This window comes from Parafrankia colletiae, from assembly GCF_001854655.1.
Classification (GTDB): Bacteria; Actinomycetota; Actinomycetes; order Frankiales; family Frankiaceae; genus Parafrankia; species Parafrankia colletiae.
This window is the reverse complement of record NZ_MBLM01000102.1, coordinates 168,919-185,930: the sequence shown is the minus strand read 5'-3', so window position 1 is coordinate 185,930 and position 17,012 is coordinate 168,919. Positions and strand designations below refer to the sequence as shown.

Sequence of the window (17,012 nt, the reverse complement as noted above, 5' to 3'; positions counted from 1 at the left end):
CAACACCCCCCGCGGCCAGCTCGCGGACCTGGAACTGCGTCACCGCCGCCGGGCCCGCTGCGAGGACCGGATCCGCACCGCGAAGGACACCGGCCTGGCGAACCTGCCTCTGCACGACTTCACCCAGAACAGGGTCTGGTGCGCCGTCGTCTCCCTCGCACTCGATCTGCTCGCCTGGACCCAGATGCTCGCCCTGGCTGGTCACGCCGCCCGGCGGTGGGAACCGAAACGCCTACGGCACAGGCTGTTCACCATCGCTGGACGGCTCGCCCGCCATGCACGACACACCGTGCTCCACCTGCCCGCCCACCATCCCTGGGCAGCACTGGCCGTTGGGGCCCTGACCACCCTGCGCGCGCTACCCGACCCCGGATAGCCACCCGGACCTGCCCCTGTCCCGACGACCTCGCACCATCCCCGRCCGTGGACCAGCGCCCCAGCCCGCGCGACAGCGGGCCACCCCGTCACACCCCGACAGCACAACTCAACATCAAAAACGGGGCGGGACGACCGACAAACCGACCCAGCCACCTGGCGAAAGATCGAGGCTAATGCCCGCGGCGCACCCAGTCGTCGTAGTCGACGGCTTCCTCGCCGATGGTCGTGTCGTCACCGTGACCGGTGTGCACGACGGTCTCGGAGGGCAGGTTGAGCAGCTTTCCGCGGATCGAGGCAAGAATGGTCGGGAAGTCGGAAAAGGAGCGCCCGGTTGCGCCGGGGCCACCGCGAAACAGCGTGTCGCCACTGAAGAGAACCGGGTCGCCGTTGATCTGCCCGTAAAGGCAGACACCACCGGGGGAGTGCCCGGGAGTGTGCAGCACGCGCAGCTCCCCGCCGGGGATCGGGATGAGCTGGCCGTCCCGCAGCGACGAGTCCGGCGAGCGCTGCGGGTAGACCTGGCGCCACAGGGCTGTGTCGTCCGGGTGCAGCGCGATCGGGGCGTGCACCCGGTCCGACAGTTCGGCGGCGGCGTTGATGTGGTCGTTGTGCCCGTGCGTCGCGATGATCATCGTCACTCGGCGGCCGTCGGCCGCGGCTTCGATGATGGACGGGTCGTGGGCCGCGTCGACGACGACGATCGTGCGTTCGTCGCCGACGAGCCACACGTTGTTGTCCACGGTGAACGTCTGGCCGTCGAGGGTGAACTCGCCGCGGGTGATGACTCGGTCGACCCGCTGGCCACCGCTGACCGTCACGTGGACTCCTCTCCGTGCCGGTTCCGGCTCCGAGCGCCGGCCGGCCCGACCGACCGTACCCGTCCGATCTGGCGGGCAGGTAGGGCGCCGGTCAGTCTCACCCGTCCGGATTCACCGGAACGGCGGGCGCGTGTCCGCTCCGCTAGATCAGGACGACGCTGCTAGATCAGGACGACGCTGCGCAGGACCTCGCCGCGCTCCATGCGGGCGAAGGCCTCCTCGACGTCGCCGATGCCGATCGTCTCGGTGACGAAGTCGGCCAGGTTCAGCCGCCCCTGGCGGTGCAGATCGGTGATGATCGGGAAGTCCCGGGTCGGCAGGCAGTCGCCGTACCAGGACGAGGCCAGCGAGCCGCCGCGGCTGAAGACCTCGATGAGCGGCAGCTCGACGGTCATGGACGGGTCGGGCACCCCGACCAGCACGAGCCGCCCGGCCAGATCGCGGGAGAAGAAGGCCTGCCGGTAGGTCTCGGGTCGCCCGACCGCCTCGATGACGACGTCCGCGCCGTTGCCCCCGGTCAGCGCCCGCACCGCCTCGACCGGGTCCTGGGTGCTGGCGTTCACCACGTCGGTGGCACCGAAGCGGCGGGCCCACTCCAGTTTGCGGTCGCTGACGTCGACGGCGATGATCCGGCGGGCGCCGGCCACGGCCGCGCCGGCGATGGCCGCGTCACCGACACCCCCACAGCCGAACACGGCCACGGTCTCGCCCAGGCCGACCCGCCCGGTGTTCACCGCCGCGCCGAAACCGGCCATCACCCCGCACCCGATCAGGCCCGCGGCCTGCGGTGGGACGTCCGGGTCGACCTTGACGCACTGCCCGGCGGCGACCAGCGTCAGCGGGGTGAAGGCGCCGATGCCCAGCGCCGGCGACAGCGGGGTGCCGTCCTCCAGCGTCATCGGGTTGGCGGCGTTGCGGGAGTCGAAGCAGTACCAGGGCGCTCCGCGCAGGCAGGATCGGCAGATCCCGCAGGGGGCGCGCCAGGCGAGCACGACGTAGTCGCCGGGGGCGACGGACGTCACGCCCTCGCCGACGGCCTCGACCGTGCCCGCGGCCTCGTGGCCGAGCAGGAAGGGGTAGTCGTCGTTGATGGCGCCTTCGCGGTAGTGCAGGTCGGTGTGACAGACGCCGCAGGCCTGCACCCGCACCCGGGCCTCGCCGGGGCCGGGCGCCGGCACGACGATCCGGGTGAGGGCCACCGGCGCGCCCTTCCCTGCGGCGACGACCGCCTCCACCGTCACTGCCTGCGGGCCCTCGGTCATGGCACTCCCATTCGTCGTGACTGTGTCGCGGGTGATTTCGGCTCAGCCAACACCCGTCGGTCACCCGCCGGCAATGTCGCCCTGGGTGGCGCTCGCCAGGTGCGGAAGCGGCCGGGCGTCCGGTACCACCGATATCAGCGCGAAACGCACCGGGTGGGCACCGAAGTTCGGGCCGCGCATGCTCCGTGGAACACGACACGCCGACGGGCGGGCCCCGAGACCGCTGATACCGGGTCCGGGTCGGTACGCTCCAACCGGTCCGTTTCTGCTCGTCACAGGAGGAGATCTCCGCCGAAGACGCAGTAACAGCCGACACAGAGCAAGAACCGATCCAGTAACAGCCCGGGGCTGTCCGAGCAGTCGTGAGGAGCAGGTACTTCGTGGTCCGTTCCGACTCCGCGGTCTCCGGTCCGGGGGGCCGCCGCTACTACGGCGAGGTGACGGTCGGCGAGCCTCGCCTGTCCGAGGACGGCCGGCTGGAGGTCGGCGGCGAGGACACCGCCGACCAGGGTGTCGGCAAGCCGGGCCCGACCGGCCGTCCCATGCCGGCGTTCCCCGTGCCGGCCGCGCTGACGTCCCACGGCCCCGCCTGGGTCGTCGCGATGTGCAACCAGAAGGGCGGGGTGGGCAAGACCACCAGCACGATCAACCTCGGTGCCGCGCTCGCAGAGTACGGCCGCCGGGTTCTGCTCGTCGACTTCGACCCGCAGGGCGCCCTCTCGGTGGGCCTGGGCATCAACCCGATGCAGTTCGACGTCACGGTGCACGACCTGCTGCTCGGCGGCGACGCCGACATCCAGGACACCATCGTCGAGACCCAGGTCGAGGGTCTTGACCTGCTGCCAAGCAACATCGACCTGTCTGCGGCCGAGGTGCTGCTGGTCTCCGAGGTCGGCCGGGAACACAGCCTGGCCCGCACGCTCGCCCCCGTCATGGACGGCTACGACGTCATCCTCATCGACTGCCAGCCCTCGCTGGGTCTGCTCACCGTGAACGCGCTCACCGCTGCCGACGCGGTCATGGTTCCGCTGGAGTGCGAGTACTTCGCCCTGCGCGGGGTCGCACTGCTGCTGCAGACCATCGACAAGGTGCGCGAGCGACTCAACTCCCGCCTGGAACTGGCGGGGATTCTGGCGACCATGTACGACGCGCGGACACTGCACGCCCGTGAGGTGCTCGCCCGGGTTGTCGAGCGTTTCCCGGACGAGGTATTCCACACGGTGATCAACCGCACGGTCCGTTTTCCCGAGACGACCGTCGCCGGAGAGCCGATCACGACGTATGCACCCACATCGGTCGGCGCAGCCGGATACCGTCGTCTGGCCCGTGAGCTGATGGCCCGTTACGCAACACCGCCGGCCGTCGGCTGAACCACCGCCCGGGCCGTTCCCGCACCGCCCCGTCGTCTCGGCGGTGTGCGGGCGGCACGGCCCGGGCGGTGAACGGCGGGCGGTGGCGTGGGCGGCCGGGGGGTGCGGTCGTGTGGGGATGGGATCCGGTCGGCGGGTCCCGAAGTAGGACAACCGATCGGGGACGGAACAAACGCCGTGCTGTTTCACCTTGCCGAGCCAGCGGCACTGCTCGGGATCGTGCTCGCCTTCGTCATCGGCATCGTCGCGCACGACGCCGCGCAGATCCTCGCCGCCCGGCTGGCCCGGGATCCGGTGCCCCGTCGCTCCGGGCGGCTCACCGCCAGCCTCGGGACGCAGCGGATCAGTCCCTTCAGCTGGGTGGGCGTGCTGCTCGGCGGGGCCGGCTGGGCGGAGCCGATCCAGATGAACGACGTCTGGCGCAAGCGCCGCTTCCACGTGGCCGCCGCGCTGCTCGCCGGGCCGCTGGCCTACGCGCTGCTGGCCCTGGGGGCCCTCGCCGGCGCCCGGGCGCTGACCCGCCGGGTGCTGATCGACACCGGTGACCGGGCGGCGGAGATCGTCGGCAGCACCTTCGGTATCGAGCTGCTGCTGTGGATGGCGATCACCTTCGCCTCCCTGTGCATCCTGAGCCTGGTGCCGGTCCCGCCGGCGGACGGCGGGCGCATCCTGTTCCTGCTCGGCCCGCAGTCAGACGGCTGGCGCCGGGCCAACCACCGGCTCACCGACAGCAACATCGGGCTCGCGATCCTGCTCGCGGTGATCATTCTTCCGGTGCTGTTCCCGGGCTTCCCGTCCGTGCTCGGCCAGCTGGTCTTTCCGCTCCTGCGCGGCCTGGGCTCGCTGATCGGCATCGACCTGCCCTGACCGCCGACATGGACCTCCCCGGACCCGGTGCCGACGGAGGCCTCGACACGCCTGAACCCGCCGCGGACGGCCCCACGGCGAACGCCGCTGCCGACGCTGTCTCCACATCCGGTGCGGCATCCGGTGCGGGGGCCGGCGCTGCGGCCAGCTCGGCGGCGGCGTCCACCGCGCGGGGCGGGCGCACGGTGCCGTTCGTGGTGGAGCTGGAGAACTTCTCCGGGCCGTTCGACCTGCTGCTCTCGCTCATCGCCAAGCACCGGATGGACGTCACCGAGGTGGCGCTGTCGAAGGTGACCGACGAGTTCGTCGCGCACATCCGGCGACTGGGGGACCGGTTCGACCTGGGGCAGGCCACCGAGTTCCTGGTGATCGCGGCCACTCTGCTCGACCTGAAGGCCGCCCGGCTGCTTCCCGGTGCGATCTCCGACGACGAGGCCGAGGACCTCGCGCTGCTGGAGGCCCGCGACCTGCTCTTCGCCCGGCTGCTCCAGTACAAGGCCTACAAGGAGGCCGCCGCGATCTTCACGGCCATGATGGCGCTGGAGTCGCGGTTCGTCGCCCGGGCCGTGCCGCTGGAGCCCCGGTACGCCGCCGCGCTGCCCGAGGTCCAGATCACCATCGGTCCGTCCGAACTGGCGGCGCTCGCCTCCCGGCTGCGGGAGCCGCCGCTGCCGCCGCAGGTGGCGACCGACCACGTGCACCTGCCGCGGGTCAGCGTCCGCGAGCACATGATCGCCGTGATCGGGATGCTCCGCGAACTGGGGTCGGCCTCCTTCGGGGTGCTCTGCGTCGGCCTGCTCGAGACGATCGAGATCGTGGCCCGGTTCCTCGCCCTGCTGGAGCTGTTCCGGGAGGGCCGCATCGACTTCGAGCAGGAGCGGCCGCTGGGCGAGCTGATCGTCCGCTGGGTGGCCCGTGCCGAGGACGAGGACCGTCCTGTCGGTGCCTCGCTCTACTCTGGCGAGGACGAGCCGGACGTACCCGGGTACGACCCCGTACCCGGGCACGACCCGGGTCTGCCGGCGGGGGCGGGGGAGGGCCTGCCACCGCAGGAGGACCTGGTCGAGCTGGGCGGCCGGCCCAGGCGACCGAGACGACCGAGGAGATCGACCGCGTGACAGAGGAAGCCACTCCGGCCGGAACCAGCGTCGCGGACGTGCCCGAGCCCGCGGCGGAGCCGGTGGCGCCGGCTCCGACGGCGGGGCAGGCGAGGCGCCCGCCTCCCGGCGTGGAGCCGGTCCGCCCGTCGGACACCACGCTCGTCGAGGCGGTGCTGACAGTTGCCGAGCGGCCGGTGGGCATCGCCGAGTTCGCGACCGCGCTCGACATCCCCGCCCGTCGGGTCGAGCGGCTGCTCGCCGAACTGGCCGGGCGGTACGAGCGGGAGGAGCGCGGCTTCCGGCTGCGGCATGTGGGCCGCGGCTGGCGGCTCTACACCGCCGACGAGTGCGCGCCCTGGGTGGAGCGCTTCGTGCTGGCGGGGCAGTCGGCGCGGCTGTCCCAGGCGGCGTTGGAGACCCTCGCGATCGTCGCCTACCAGCAGCCGGTCAGCCGGGGGCGGGTCGCGGCGGTGCGCGGCGTCTCGGCGGACGGGGTCATCCGCACCCTCACCGCCCGCAACCTGATCGAGGAGTGYGGCCACGACCACGAGTCCGGCGCGATCCTCTACCGGACCACCGACTACTTCCTGGAGCGGATGGGGCTGCGCGGCCTTGACGAGCTGCCGCGGCTGGCACCCCTGCTTCCCGGGGTGGCCGATGTCGATGACATCGTGGCGTCATGAACAGCACCGCATCCGACTCCTCCGGCGCCGCCCCCGGCCGTGACCGCCAGGCGTCCGAGGGCATCCGCCTGCAGAAGGTGCTGGCGTCGGCCGGCATCGGGTCCCGCCGGCACAACGAGGAGCTGATCGACGCCGGGCGGGTCAGCGTCGACGGCGAGGTCGTGCGCGAGCAGGGCCGCCGGGTCGATCCCGAGCGCGCGGTGATCGAGGTCGACGGTGAGCGCATCGTCACCCGCGCCGGCCTGACGTACCTGGCCCTCAACAAGCCCCGCGGCATCCTCTCGGCGATGTCCGACGATCGGGGCCGCCCGACCATCGCCGACCTGCTCACCGAGTTCGGGCCCGGCCTGTTCCACGTCGGGCGGCTCGACGGCGAGAGCGAGGGCCTGCTGCTCGTCATGAACGACGGCGAGCTCGCCCACCGGCTGACGCATCCCTCCTTCGGGGTGGCGAAGACCTACTACGTCGAGATCAGCGGCCCGGTACGCAAGGATCTCCCGCGGCGACTGCGCGYGGGCATCAACCTCGAGGACGGTCCGGTCGCGGTCGACTCCGCCCGGATCATCGACGTCGCCGCGTCCCGGGTGATGATGGAGCTCGTTCTGCACGAGGGGCGCAAGCACGTGGTGCGCCGGCTCATGGAGAGCGTGGGGCACCCGGTGCACCGGCTCGTCCGGGTCTCGTTCGGGCCGGTGACGCTCGGCACGCTGCGGGCTGGCCGTGCCCGCCACCTCACCCGGCACGAGGTCGGGGCGCTCCACAAGGCCGCAGGCCTGTGACAGCCGGGCCTGCGGGTGGGACGGGCCGCTTCGCTCCGCCCTACGTGCGGCCCGGCGTCGAGGCCTCGGTGGCAGACCCGCTCGTGTGGGACGACGCGCACCTGCCCGAGCTGCGGCGGGTGGCGGTGGTCGGGTCCGGGCTGATCGGCACGAGCATCGGGCTGGCCCTGACCGCCCGCGGCGTCGAGGTGCTCCTGCGCGACACCGACGAGGCCCAGGTCAAGTTCGCCGAAGCGATGGGCGCCGGGCGGCCCTGGCAGGGCGAGCGGGTCGACCACGCGGTGATCTGCACACCCCTGCCGACGGTCGCCGCCGAGCTGCGGGAACTGCAGCGGAGCGGGCTCGCGGCCACGGTCAGCGACGCCGGCAGTGTGAAGATGCGCCCGCTGGTCGAAGCGGTCCAGCTCGGGTGCGACCTCGGCAGCTGGTGCCCCGCCCATCCCATCGCAGGCCGGGAGCGGCACGGGGCAGTGTCGGCCCGCGCGGACCTTTTCGCCGAGCGGGTCTGGGCCGTCTGCCCGGTGCCGCACACCGGGGCGGCGGCGGTGGCGGCCACCGCCGCGCTCGCCCTGTCCTGCGGCGCCATCCCGGTGCGCACGACCCCGGAGCGGCACGACGCGACGATGGCCGTCGTCTCGCACGTGCCGCAGCTCGTCGCGAGCGTGCTCGCCGGCACCGTGCTCGATCTCGACCCGCACGACCTGCCGTTCGTCGGCCAGGGCTTCCGGGACACGACCCGCCTCGCCGACAGCGACGCCGGGCTGTGGGCCTCGATCATCGAGGGGAACCGGTCGCACATCGCCGAACGGGTGCGCCGGCTGGGGCGGGAGTTCACCCACCTCGCCGACGTGCTGGCCGAGGGCAGCCGGGACGAGGCCGTCGCCGCCGTCTCGGGCGCCATGGGCCGCGGCCATCACGGCCGGGCACGGCTGCCCCGCAAGGCGGGCGCGCAGGCACTTCCGTGGGGCTGGGTCGGTGTGGTGCTCGACGACCGCCCGGGCCAGCTCGCGGCGCTGTTTGCGGTGATCGGCCAGTGGGAGGTGAACATCGAGGATGTCGGTCCGTTCGAGCACAGCCTCGACGCCCCGGCCGGCATCGTCGAGATCGCCGTCGACCCGGCCGGTGCGGACGGCCTGGTCGAGCGGCTGACGAGGGCCGGATGGACGGCATACCGCCGTTCGTGACGGACCAGCGAGTAGCCTGATCCGGGTCGGCCACCTGGCAGGTGCCGCAGGGACCAACGGCCTGTGATCCAGGCCGTCGGCGTGCAGGTCGGGCGCCGCCGGCCCGGTGAGGACAGGAAACAGCGAGTCGACAGACGCGCGTCCGGACGGAGGAGACGGGTGAGCCCCGACGACGGGTCCGCTTCGCCGGGGGTTACGGCCACCGGCAGCCACGACGAGGTACTCAGGACGGAGCAGCAGAGGGGCGCGGAGCAGAGCGCCGTATGGCCCTCCTCAGTTCCCGTCCCGGCGCCCGCCGGGACCGGCACCGCCCCGTTCACCCCGACCGGCCTGGTGGTGGCGGTCGACGGCCCGGGCGGCTCCGGCAAGAGCACCGTCTCTCGGGAGATCGCGCGCCGGCTGGGCCTGCGCTACCTGGACACGGGCGCCATGTACCGGGCGATCACCCAGGTCGCCCTGGAGCGGCGCATCGACATCGAGGACCCGTCGGCGGTGGCCGAGGTCGCCGAGCGCACGGTGCTCACCGTCGGCACCGACCCCGACCGGCCGTCGATCGCGGTGGACGGGGACAACGTCGACGAGCAGATCCGCACCCGGGCCGTCACCAACGCGGTGAGCGCGGTCGCCGCGGTGTCCGCGGTCCGCTCCCGGCTGGTCGCCCAGCAGCGGGAGATCATCGCCGAGTCGCTCGCCGCCGGCGGCATCGTGGTCGAGGGCCGCGACATCGGTTCGGTCGTCGCGCCGGACGCCCCGGTCAAGGTCTTCCTCACCGCGTCGACCGAGGTGCGGGCCCTGCGCCGGTCCCGGCAGCTGGGGGAGAAGGGCGTCGACGACGTCGCCCGCACCCTCGCCGAGCTGGACCGCCGCGATGCGCTCGACAGCACGCGGACAGCTGACCCGCTGTCCGTTCCGGACGGTGCCATCGTGCTGGATTCCAGTGCGCTCTCCGTCCCCGAGGTGGTGGACGAAGTCCTGCGCCAGAGCCAGCACCTGCTCGCCGCGACCCCATGACGACCGCCGACCACCCCCTCGACCCCGCGCCCCCGGCGGTGCCGCCGGCCCCCGCGGCCACGCCGGCGCCGCCGGCCCCCGCGGCCGCGCCCACGCCGCCCGCCCCGGCCACGCCGGTTGGTGCCGCGATCCCGGCGACCGGGGCGGCGGAACCCGATGAGGCGCAGACCGGTCTCGCGAAGCCCGGTGTGCCGGAGGGGGCAGCGGAGGGAGCGGAGGCATCGGTGGCGCGGGTGCGGCCGGCCGAGGCCTCCGAGCTCGCCGCGTCCCGCCCGGGCGGGCGTCCCGTGGCGCGGCAGGCGCAGACGGGGCCCGCGCACCGCGGCGCCGAGTCGAAGCCGTTCAACGACATCACCCACCGGGTGCTCAAGCCACCGGTGCGCCAGGTGCTCAACCACCTGGTGATGAGCGTCACCCACGAGGGCTGGGAGAAGGTTCCGCGGGACGAGCCGCTGATCTTCGCGGGCAACCACAGCAGCTGGATGGACGGCCCGCTGGTCGTCATCGAGGCGCCGCGCACAGTGCGGTGCCTGGTGAAGTCCGAGATGTACAAGGGCATCGTGGGCCGGCTGCTGATGTTCGTCGGCCAGATCCCGGTCGACCGCGGGCGCCCGGACCGGGCCGCCCTGCACACCGCGCTGGACGAACTGAGTCGCGGCGGGGCGATCGGGGTGTTCCCCGAGGGCACCCGGGGCAGCGGCGAGATGGCGGCCGTCCAGCACGGCATCGCCTACCTCGCTGTTCACGGTCGGTGCCGGGTGCTGCCGGTGGCCTGCATCAACACCGGCGCGGCGCTGCCGCGGGGGGCGCGCTGGCCGCGCCGCTCGGTGAAGGTCCGGGTGGTGTTCGGTGAGCCGTTCGAGGTGGAGGTGCCGGTGAACCCCCGTTCCCGGCGGGCGCTGGCCGCCGTCGCGGAGGACATCCGGGTACGCCTTGCCGACCATCTGGCAACAGCGCGTGCCGGCGCCGCTCTGGAATCGCCCGGCGCGGAGTAAGTTCTACCGGATCGCTGTTTGTTCCGGGTGCGCCACCACCGTCACTGGAGTACTGCCGTCACTGGAGTACTAGGCCCGCCGTCCGCGGAAGGACAGCTCGTCGTCCCCCACCGAGATGTCCAGTTCACGCGGAGTACAGCAGATCATGAACATCGAAGACCTCGCCGCCGCCGTGCACGATGACGCCGTGGGCGGGGCCGGCCTGCCCGTGCAGGGCGAGCCCGGGCTTCCGGGCGGGTCGTCCACCGGTGGCCAGCCCGTCCTCGCGGTCGTCGGCAGGCCCAACGTCGGCAAGTCGACGCTGGTCAACCGTATTCTCGGGCGCCGCGCGGCCATCATCGAGGACGTCCCGGGCGTCACCCGGGACCGGGTCGCCTATGACGCGGTCTGGAACGGGCGGCGGTTCACCGTCGTCGACACCGGCGGCTGGGAGCCGGACGCCCGCGGCCTGGCCGGGCGGGTCGCCGAGCAGGCCCGTGCCGCGATCGACACGGCCGACGGGGTGCTGTTCGTCATCGACGCCACCGTCGGGGCCACCGATGCGGACGAGGCCGTCGCCCGGGTCCTGCACCGGTCGGGCCGGCCGGTCGTCCTCGCCGCGAACAAGGTCGACGACGCCCGCGCCGAGGCCGACGCGGCCGCGCTGTGGAGCCTCGGCCTGGGGGAGCCGTATCCCGTCTCCGCGCTGCATGGCCGCGGCAGCGGTGACCTGCTCGACGCCGTCCTCGCGGTGCTGCCCGAGGCCCCGCGGGAGCAGTTCACCGAGGAGGACGGACCGCGGCGCGTGGCGCTGATCGGCCGGCCGAACGTGGGCAAGTCCAGTCTGCTGAACAAGCTGGTCGGCTCGGAGCGCTCGCTGGTGGACGACGTCGCCGGCACGACCCGCGACCCGGTCGACGAGCTCGTCACCGTCGGCGGCGAGACCTGGATGTTCATCGACACCGCCGGTCTGCGGCGACGGGTGAAGGAGGCCTCCGGCGCGGAGTACTACTCCTCCCTGCGCACCGCCGCGGCGCTGGAGGCGGCGGAGGTCGCCATCGTGCTGCTCGACGCGGACGAGCCGGTCACCGAGCAGGACCAGCGGATCATCAGCATGGTCACCGAGGCCGGCCGCGCGCTCGTGCTGGCGTTCAACAAGTGGGACCTGCTCGACACCGAGCGCCGCCTCGACCTCGAGCAGGAGATCGTCCGGGATCTGGGTCGCGTCGCCTGGGCCCCGCGGGTGAACATCTCCGCCCGCACCGGGCGCGCCACCGACCGCCTCGCCCCGGCCCTGCGTACCTCGCTCGAATCCTGGGGCACCCGAATCCCGACCGGGCGGCTCAACTCCTGGCTCGGCGAGATCGTCGGCGCCACACCGCCGCCGTCGCGGAGCGGGAAGATCCCCCGGGTCCTGTTCGCCACCCAGGCCGGGGTGCGCCCGCCGCGGTTCGTCGTGTTCACCACCGGCTTCCTGGAGCCGGCCTACCGGCGCTTCCTGGAGCGGAAGCTGCGGGAGGACTTCGGCTTCGCCGGCACCCCGATCGAGATCTCGATCCGCGTGCGGGAGCGCCCCGACCGCCACCGCTGACCTCCCACCGCGGAGACCGAAGGGGCCGCCCGATGCTCGTCCGGCGCGAGGAGCCGCGGGATGTCCAGGCTGCCCGCGAGGTGACAGCCGAGGCGTTCGGTGAGGCGGGCCGCCCGGCGGCGGTGCCTGCCGAGGTCACGCTGCTGGACGAGCTGCGCCTCAGCGGAGCCTGGCTGCCCGCACTCTCACTCGTCGCCGTGAGCGCCACCGGTGAGATCGTCGGCCACGTGCTGTGCACCCGTGGCCGGGCAGGCGGGACGCCCGCGCTGGCACTCGCACCACTCGCTGTCCGGCCGTCGCACCAGCGGCGGGGGGTCGGCCAGGCGCTCATGCACGCGGTGCTCGGCGCCGCGGACGCCCTCGGTGAGCCGCTCGTCGGCCTCCTCGGCGACCCGGGCTACTACGCGCGTTTCGGGTTCCGGCCTGGCTCCGAGCACGGCATCGCCGCGCCAGTGCCCGAGTGGGGCCGGCACTTCCAGATCCGGACCCTCGCCACCTGGCAGGCATCGATCAGCGGCGTGTTCGTCTACCCGGAGCCGTTCGGCCGCGTCTGACGCTGGCCGGGCGGACACCACCGGACCGCCGGGACGTCTCCCGAGCGAGGCGTCAGGCCGGGGGCGGGACCGGCGGCACGGCCCGGGCGGGCGGGGCCGCAGCCGAAGCCGGGGRCATCCCCTGAGCCGGCTGAGGCGCTGACGGCGTCGCTGCGGCTGGCCCGGGTACCGCCGGGACCGGGACCAGGGTGGTGGCACCGGGCACGGCAGGCGAGACGGTGCCGGGGGGCGTCCCAGGCGTCCCAGGCACTCCTGCGGCCGCCGGGGCGGGCGGGCTGTTGGCGTGGGCGTAGACGATCAGATTGTTCAGGTAGTGGTTGGTGCTGTCGTCGAACGCGCCGGAACAGGTGATCAGGCGGAGTTCGGGGCGGTTCACCGGCCCGTACGCCCGGTCGGTGGGGAACTCCGTCTTGGTCACGTCCTCCGTCCGGTCGACGGTGAAGGTCGTGGTGACGCCGGTCGGGGACGCGACCTCGATCTGGTCGCCGGCCCGCAGCGCGCGCAGGCGGTAGAACACGGCCGGCCCGCTGGTCGAGTCGTAGTGGCCGACGAGGACGGACGGGCCGAGAGCTCCCGGCGCCGGGCCCTTGTCGTACCAGCCGACGTCCTGCCACTTCTTCGGGACCTCCAGGGTGCCGTCGGCGTTCAGGCCGAGCCGGACGATCGGTGCATCCAGCCCGATGACCGGGATCCGCAGCCGCGTCGGGTCGGTCACCACGACGGGCGGCAGTGACGGCACGGGGGTCGCACCGGAACCGCCGGGCACGGCCGGAGCTCCCGTTTTGCCCGCCGCGGTGCCCAGGTCGCTGATGGCGACCCGCTCGGTGTCGGATGGCGGGTCGGAGCCGACGTCCGCCAGGCGGAACCCGCTTCCGACGATCAGCACCACGCCCGCCACCAGCAGGAGACGGGAGAACGTCATCCGTGCCGGCTGCGGTCCTGCCGTTCCACGTCTCACGGCGCTCTCCCGTCCTCCGGGCGGCTCCCGGCACGGCAGCCAGGAACTACGCAACGTGAGGTTATCGGCACGCTGAGGATGCGGGCTGTAATCGCTCGCGGCGGCGCGCGGGAGTGCGGGGGCGGGCTGGCCGCATCGACGCAGGGTGGGCGATGGGCTCACGGGGCGTGGCTCGGGTCATGTCCCGCAATGGAAGGCCACACTGTCCGCCGCTCGGCCGCTGTCCGCCCGGAGCTGTCGCACCACGCCGTCTCGCTGCGTCCCATCCGGACGACTCCTCGTTATGGTGTCACTCGCAGTGACCAAGCCATAACCATGCGTGAGAGAGGGGACCAGATGAAGAAGGGAATGGGACGGAGCGCCGCGCTTCTCGCCATGTCGAGCGCGGCCTCCGTCATCCTCACCTTCGGGCCGGGCCTGACGGCCGCGCACGCCGACCTCTTCGATGACAAGGGTCGGTGTGACGACAGGAAGTCCGAGGACTGGTTCGGCGGCGACAAGGACGACAAGGACGGCGAGCACAGGGACGACAAGGACGACAAGGTCGCCCGGGCCGCCATCGACGACAAGGACAGGGTCGACGACAAGGACAGGGTCGACGACAAGGACAAGGTCGACGAGCGCAAGGACGACGACTGGTTCGCCGACAAGGACAAGGACAGGGACTGCCCGGTCGGTGGAGTCATCGCGGGCGGCGGCGTCGGCGTCGGCGTCGGTGGCGGTGGCGGTGCTCCGGCCGGTGGCGTCGGTGCTGGTGGCGGCGGCGTCGCCGGGGACAGCTCCCCGCTGCTGCCGATCGCAGGGGCCGGCCTCGGTGCCCTCCTGATCGGCGCGGGGATGCGTCGCCGCGGTCACGGATCCGTCTGATCGGTTCTCCCCCAGGGAAGAGCACGTGGGTCGGCCGGTGTGGGTCCCACACCGGCCGGTCTCGCGTGCGTCCTGGTGTCCCGGAGACCTGGTGTCCCGGACCTGGTGTCCCGGCGTGGGCGCCGGGTACGGTGCCCCGGCGGCCGTCGACGATCAGCGGTGCGGTAAAGTCGGGTGTCCCGGAAGTGCTTCTCCGCGGGTCTGGTTCCGGCCAGGCGCGGGCAGGTGCGGCGGGGGCGCACCGCACCCGGTGTCACACCGGGAGGCGGCCCGGCCCCGGCGGGACGCCGGATCTCCGGTAGGGTAATGTTGGGTAGTACGGGACGTGGCGCAGCTTGGTAGCGCACCAGACTGGGGGTCTGGGGGTCGCAGGTTCAAATCCTGTCGTCCCGACAGGAGGAAAGCCCTCTCTGCCATTCGTGGCAGCGGGGGCTTTTGCTTTTCCGTAGCATCGTTCACGGCTGCAGCGTTCCCGTGTTGTCGGGCCTGCGGTGGTGCGTCACCGCRTCGAAACCGTGGTCCCCGCTGCCGGAGTTCGTGGCCGGATCGCGCCCGACCAGCTCGGGTGTGCCAGTCGACCGCCCGGACATCCCGGACATCCCGAGTGTCCTGGGTCGGTCGGGCCAGGGATCCACCCGTTCGCTGGTCCATCCCGGGCTGCATCCCGGATGCTCCGGGGTGCCCCTGTGCGGCGCGGGTGACACTCCACCAAGGTTGGTGCGGGATGTGTGCGTTGCCCACGCATTCTGTTTCGGGCGCATTGCCGGGCTGCGGCGCGCCGGTGTTCCGGCGCCACCGCCCGGCGCTGCGCGGGACCGTTCGGCGATCGCCGTGGGCGGCCTCGGCGGCCCGGAGCAGCGCGATGCCGGCGGGCCCCGGGCCGGCTGAATTCCTATACCAGGCAGGCGTCGGTGCCGCCCCCCGGGGTGCATGGGCGATCGTCGGCGGCCGTGTGCCTGCGGGCTTGATTCGACGGAAAGTAAGCAGGCATTTCCACATGGTGATCACACCGCAGGGTGGGTGATTGTTGTGAGGGGGGTGATTGTCGGACATGTGCCGAAGTCCACTATCTTCAGCTTCGGCACCTGTGTGCAGAGCTATTCGAGAGTGCCGAGCACTGTCCGATGTATGTAAAGCGTCGAGCCGATGCGCCGTGTCCCGTCCCCGGCTCGACTTCCCCTCCGAGACAGGTGGGGCGGGACAAGGGCCGTCAGCGGTCCCGGTGGGCAGGTGGTCGCCCCCCGGTCGGCTGGATGACGGACCCGGTTCCACCGGCCAAGCCCCGGGCCGGCGGGACGGCGCGCTGCTGTATCCGGCAGCGTGTGTTGCAGGCGCCGGAGAGAGAAGGACACGCGTTGCCCCGTCGCGGAATTGCCTGGCTGCCCGAGGACTGGGACCAGTTCGTCAAGGGGCGGTCGCGCTCCTCGAACGTCCGATCCGGCACCGGCTCCCGGCGGGGTGCCTCCCACCCGCCGCGGCGGGCCGCGACGATCGCCGCGTTCACCACCGGAACGCTCGCCGCCTCCACCGCCGCGTTCGCCGCGACAGTGCCGTCCACCCCGGAGGCCCCGGCGTCCCTGGAGCCGGGCGCGACCCAGACCGCCTCCGTGCTCCCCGGTCAGGGCGGCGGCGCCGCCGACTCGCCGGAGGCGACGGCGGCGGCCGTGGCAGCACCGCTCGCGGGTGCCATCGCCGCCCCTGACCCGATCTTCACCCGGGTGGCGCTGTCCGCGGACAACTCCACCGTCGCGCCGAACGCGCCGGTCGTCCTCACCGTGCGGGCCCAGGAGGCCAGCGGTGCCCCGCTGGGCAACCAGCAGGTCCGCATCGTCGTGGTGAACGGGCCGAAGTGGCAGACGTCCACCGCGCTGACCACCGACGCAGGCGGCCAGGCCCAGGTCACCGCGCGCCTGTTGAGTACCACCACGATCACCGCGGTGTTCGACGGCACGAGCGCTCTGCGGCCCTCGGTGGCCAGCTCCGCCACGATCACCATCAAGGCGCCGGTGGCGCCGCGCCCGGCGATCAGCCAGGCGATCCCCTCGGTGATCCCGGGTAGCTCCATCGGGGAGAAGGCTGTCTACCTGGCCTCGCTGCAGAAGGGCAAGCCGTACGTGTGGGGTGCGGAGGGGCCCTACTCGTTCGACTGCTCGGGCCTGGTGCAGTACGTCTTCAAGCAGCTCGGGCGCTCGCTGCCACGTACGGCGCAGGGGCAGTACAACGTGTCGACGCACGTCCCGCAGTCCGGGAAGCGGCCCGGCGACCTGATCTTCTACGGCACCGAGGGCAACATCTACCACGTGGGCATCTACGCCGGGAACGGCTACATGTGGGCCGCGCCGCAGACCGGCGGCGTCGTCTCGCTGCGCCCCATCTACAGCTCCACCTACAAGGTCGGCCGCATCATGTGACCGGCGGCGGCCCGCTGCCGCCGCCTCCGCGGTGCCCGTCCTGCCCGGCACACGATGACCCTGCCTGCGCTTATCCGCTAGCGTCTGGGGGACGACCCGCGTCCGCCAGGTCGGCGCGCGAGCCGCTGGGGACTGCCAGCCCTGTGGCGCCTGCCGGCGCCAGCGGCTGTCACGGCTGTCCGCGCGTGGCCGGGTCGGGGAGGAG

At 72.8% G+C, this 17,012-nt stretch carries 16 protein-coding genes and 1 tRNA gene; 14 read left to right on the top strand and 3 right to left on the bottom strand.

The features are described 5' to 3' along the window. Positions 1-376: transposase (locus CC117_RS11025; protein WP_198541805.1), on the top strand; the 376-nt coding region annotated here is incomplete at its 5' end. A gap of 172 nt (positions 377-548) precedes the next feature. Here the strand turns inward: CC117_RS11025 and CC117_RS11020 are convergent. Further along, positions 549-1,196, bottom strand: coding sequence for an MBL fold metallo-hydrolase (locus CC117_RS11020; RefSeq protein WP_071083619.1), 648 nt, complete (start codon positions 1,194-1,196; stop codon positions 549-551). Between the two features lie 161 nt (positions 1,197-1,357). After that, positions 1,358-2,458 carry an S-(hydroxymethyl)mycothiol dehydrogenase gene (locus tag CC117_RS11015; protein WP_071083618.1) on the bottom strand — a complete coding sequence of 367 codons (1,101 nt, stop codon included), beginning with the start codon at positions 2,456-2,458 and terminating at the stop codon, positions 1,358-1,360. Positions 2,459-2,838: 380 nt separating this feature from the next. On the opposite strand from CC117_RS11015, the gene CC117_RS11010 reads away from it, so the two are divergent. The 10 genes from CC117_RS11010 (at position 2,839) to CC117_RS10965 (ending at position 12,571) form a co-directional block, all read left to right on the top strand. Further along, positions 2,839-3,828, top strand: coding sequence for a ParA family protein (locus CC117_RS11010; protein ID WP_071083617.1), 990 nt, complete (start codon positions 2,839-2,841; stop codon positions 3,826-3,828). Between the two features lie 177 nt (positions 3,829-4,005). After that, positions 4,006-4,695, top strand: a complete 690-nt coding sequence (locus CC117_RS11005) for a zinc metalloprotease (RefSeq protein ID WP_071083616.1) — start codon at positions 4,006-4,008, stop codon at positions 4,693-4,695. 8 nt (positions 4,696-4,703) lie between these two features. Further along, positions 4,704-5,813: a segregation and condensation protein A gene (locus CC117_RS11000; RefSeq protein WP_071083615.1), complete on the top strand. Its 1,110-nt coding sequence runs from the start codon at positions 4,704-4,706 to the stop codon at positions 5,811-5,813. Then, positions 5,810-6,478: an SMC-Scp complex subunit ScpB gene (gene scpB, locus CC117_RS10995; protein WP_071083614.1), complete on the top strand. Its 669-nt coding sequence runs from the start codon at positions 5,810-5,812 to the stop codon at positions 6,476-6,478. Before CC117_RS11000 ends, scpB begins: the two co-directional genes overlap by 4 nt. Further along, positions 6,475-7,257, top strand: coding sequence for a pseudouridine synthase (locus tag CC117_RS10990; protein WP_071083613.1), 783 nt, complete (start codon positions 6,475-6,477; stop codon positions 7,255-7,257). Before scpB ends, CC117_RS10990 begins: the two co-directional genes overlap by 4 nt. 68 nt (positions 7,258-7,325) lie before the next feature. Further along, entirely contained in the window at positions 7,326-8,441 is a 1,116-nt protein-coding gene (locus CC117_RS10985) for a prephenate dehydrogenase (protein ID WP_241830003.1), read from the top strand. 159 nt (positions 8,442-8,600) lie between these two features. Then, positions 8,601-9,452 (top strand): (d)CMP kinase, encoded by an 852-nt coding sequence (cmk, locus tag CC117_RS10980; RefSeq protein ID WP_071083612.1) that lies wholly within the window; start codon positions 8,601-8,603, stop codon positions 9,450-9,452. After that, entirely contained in the window at positions 9,449-10,447 is a 999-nt protein-coding gene (locus tag CC117_RS10975; protein ID WP_071083611.1) for a lysophospholipid acyltransferase family protein, read from the top strand. Before cmk ends, CC117_RS10975 begins: the two co-directional genes overlap by 4 nt. A gap of 145 nt (positions 10,448-10,592) precedes the next feature. Then, a complete protein-coding gene (gene der / locus CC117_RS10970; protein ID WP_071083610.1) occupies positions 10,593-12,017 on the top strand; it encodes a ribosome biogenesis GTPase Der in 1,425 nt (474 codons plus the stop codon). Between the two features lie 32 nt (positions 12,018-12,049). Continuing rightward, on the top strand, positions 12,050-12,571 hold the full coding sequence (locus CC117_RS10965; RefSeq protein ID WP_071083609.1) for a GNAT family N-acetyltransferase: 522 nt from the start codon (positions 12,050-12,052) through the stop codon (positions 12,569-12,571). A 52-nt stretch (positions 12,572-12,623) separates the two neighbouring features. On the opposite strand, the gene CC117_RS10960 is transcribed toward CC117_RS10965, so the two are convergent. Beyond that, the gene (locus tag CC117_RS10960) at positions 12,624-13,529 is read right to left on the bottom strand and encodes a class F sortase (protein WP_241830002.1); all 906 of its coding nucleotides are present in this window, start codon (positions 13,527-13,529) and stop codon (positions 12,624-12,626) included. A gap of 336 nt (positions 13,530-13,865) precedes the next feature. On the opposite strand from CC117_RS10960, the gene CC117_RS10955 reads away from it, so the two are divergent. The 3 genes from CC117_RS10955 to CC117_RS10945 all read left to right on the top strand — a co-directional run bounded on the left by CC117_RS10955 (position 13,866) and on the right by CC117_RS10945 (position 16,807). After that, positions 13,866-14,396, top strand: a complete 531-nt coding sequence (locus CC117_RS10955; RefSeq protein ID WP_071083607.1) for a hypothetical protein — start codon at positions 13,866-13,868, stop codon at positions 14,394-14,396. A gap of 319 nt (positions 14,397-14,715) precedes the next feature. Next, positions 14,716-14,789, top strand: a tRNA-Pro gene (locus CC117_RS10950). A gap of 962 nt (positions 14,790-15,751) precedes the next feature. Then, the gene (locus CC117_RS10945) at positions 15,752-16,807 is read left to right on the top strand and encodes a C40 family peptidase (protein ID WP_071083606.1); all 1,056 of its coding nucleotides are present in this window, start codon (positions 15,752-15,754) and stop codon (positions 16,805-16,807) included. Positions 16,808-17,012: the final 205 nt, after the last annotated feature.